At 51.9% G+C, this 1,022-nt stretch carries 2 protein-coding genes; both read left to right on the forward strand.

Features of this window, described 5'->3' with window-relative positions:
- The coding region (locus AAC147_RS11270; RefSeq protein WP_047686635.1) for a type IV secretion system DNA-binding domain-containing protein at positions 1–417 on the forward strand (417 nt) is incomplete at its 5' end.
- Between the two features lie 9 nt (positions 418–426).
- Positions 427–1,022: TIGR03747 family integrating conjugative element membrane protein (locus tag AAC147_RS11275; protein WP_047686637.1), on the forward strand; the 596-nt coding region annotated here is incomplete at its 3' end.

Consider the following 1,022-nt stretch of genomic DNA (forward strand, 5'->3'; position numbering starts at 1 on the left):
GCCAAAACGGCGCAGGTGATAGGCAACTTTAATACCCTGATTATGTTGCGGGTACGGGATAACCTGACGGCAGAACTGCTCACCAGCCAGCTGCCGGAAGTGGAAATCTACAACAAGACACTGGTCTCAGGGCATTCTGACATTGCGGGTGTCGAACAGGGGCAGGATTTTACTTCTTCGACACAGGACCGGGTAGGCACGGTCAAAACACCGCTGGTGACGCCGGCTGAGATGATTAACCTGCCGAAAGGACAGGCGTTTGCCTTACTGGAGGGCGGGCAACTGTGGAAAATTCGGATGCCACTGCCAACGGGGGATGACGATGATGCCCTGATGCCGGCGAGTTTGCAGAACATCGCTGAGCAGATGCGACGGCACTACCGTACCAGTGAAAACTGGTGGGAAGAGAAAGGGTAATTTCACGTTATGGCTCAGTCAGAAAATCAATCCCGCCCGGCTTCACAACCCCCACGCAAGCATGGCCTGCTGTATCGTGTATTATGGGAATGGCCGTGGCAACTGATTGGATTTGTTGTCATGTCGTGGCTATTCAGTCTGTTACTGGAATATGTCGGGATGACCTTTTTCTGGCCGGAACAGGGTGCCGCTCACAGTCAGATGATGATGAAAACGGAGCTGCAATTTTTATCCACGGAGCTTACCCGGAGTCTGTTGTTGTCAAATCCCGCACAAACGGTCTCTGACGGACTGGCACAGGCGTATCAATGGCTGTTTGTGGACAGTGGTTTTATGCCCTGGATACAGGGGCAACACCAATATCAGCTCAACAACCGCAATGATTTTCTGCGTGAATTCAATGCGGTATTACAGGGGGTATCGGGTTATTTGCAGGAATATTGTCTGGCTGCGGTGTTTATCACGATGGTGACGCTGATCCGGCTGGCGATCCTGATGCTATCCGTTCCGTTATTTGTGATGGTGGTTTTAGTCGCACTGGTTGATGGACTGGGACGGCGGGATTTACGCCGTTATGGCGCGGGATATGAATCCAGTTTTGTTTA

The organism is Xenorhabdus sp. NBAII XenSa04, from assembly GCF_963866145.1.
Taxonomy (GTDB): Bacteria; Pseudomonadota; Gammaproteobacteria; order Enterobacterales; family Enterobacteriaceae; genus Xenorhabdus; species Xenorhabdus indica.